The sequence below is a fragment of the Nocardia sp. NPDC101769 genome, assembly GCF_044766925.1.
Classification (GTDB): Bacteria; Actinomycetota; Actinomycetes; order Mycobacteriales; family Mycobacteriaceae; genus Nocardia.
In genome coordinates this window covers 1-800 of sequence record NZ_JBIWMX010000029.1, presented here as the reverse complement: position 1 = coordinate 800, position 800 = coordinate 1, and the positions used below count along the sequence as shown (strand labels likewise).

Annotated in this window: 1 rRNA gene and 1 pseudogene; one reads left to right on the top strand and one right to left on the bottom strand. The window is 66.6% G+C overall.

The window, feature by feature from the left end:
• Positions 1–379, top strand: a pseudogene (locus ACIRRA_RS34070) (hypothetical protein); the annotation flags it as partial.
• A gap of 159 nt (positions 380–538) precedes the next feature.
• Here the strand turns inward: ACIRRA_RS34070 and rrf are convergent.
• A 5S ribosomal RNA gene (gene rrf, locus ACIRRA_RS34065) occupies positions 539–655 on the bottom strand.
• Between the last annotated feature and the right edge of the window lie 145 nt (positions 656–800).

The window sequence follows — 800 nt, the reverse complement described above, 5'->3', positions numbered from 1 at the left end:
GGTCGAAGCCGCCCTCTCGACGCTCGCCGCGGTTGAATCCGCCCTCGCGGCTGTACCCGCCCCGGCCACCTTCGCGCTCGGACCCGCCGCGGCCGCCGCCCTCGCCCCGATAGCCGCCGCGATCGCGGTCGCCCTCGGAGCGGTAGCCGCCACGCTCATTGTCACGACCGCGGTTGAATCCGCCACCGCCACGGTTGAATCCGCCCTCACGACCGCCATCGCGCTCGCGGCGCGGTCCACCCGGCGAACGTCCCTGGTCGCGGCGTTCGCCTTCGTCGCGCCGGCCGTAGCCGCTCTGTCCGGTCCCACCACTATTGCGGCGGAAGGGTTTGCGGCCGTCGTTCTGCTCCGCCACGGTGATCCCTCTCTGTTCTTGTAGCCTGCGGTACCCGGCCACGGCGCTGGAGCGCGTGAGGAGGGCCGGTGGGCGATCCCACCTACCCATGAATTCAATCACGCCGCTCTCGAGCGTCAACGCGGCACCGGGTGGTCAAACGCCGAAAGGGGACCCGGTGAGGGTCCCCTTTCGCGAAGGATGTTCCGGCGGTGTCCTACTCTCCCACACCCTGTCGAGTGCAGTACCATCGGCGCAGGTGGCCTTAGCTTCCGGGTTCGGAATGGGACCGGGCGTTTCCCCACCGCTATAGCCGCCGTAACTCTATGAAACTGTCACGCTTGCGCGCCCGTTCCGGGCTGCGAGCATGCGTGTGTTGTTTCAGATACTGCACAGTGGACGCGTAGCTTCTTTGTTGGTAAGTCCTCGGCCTATTAGTACCAGTCACCTACATCTGTTACCAGAC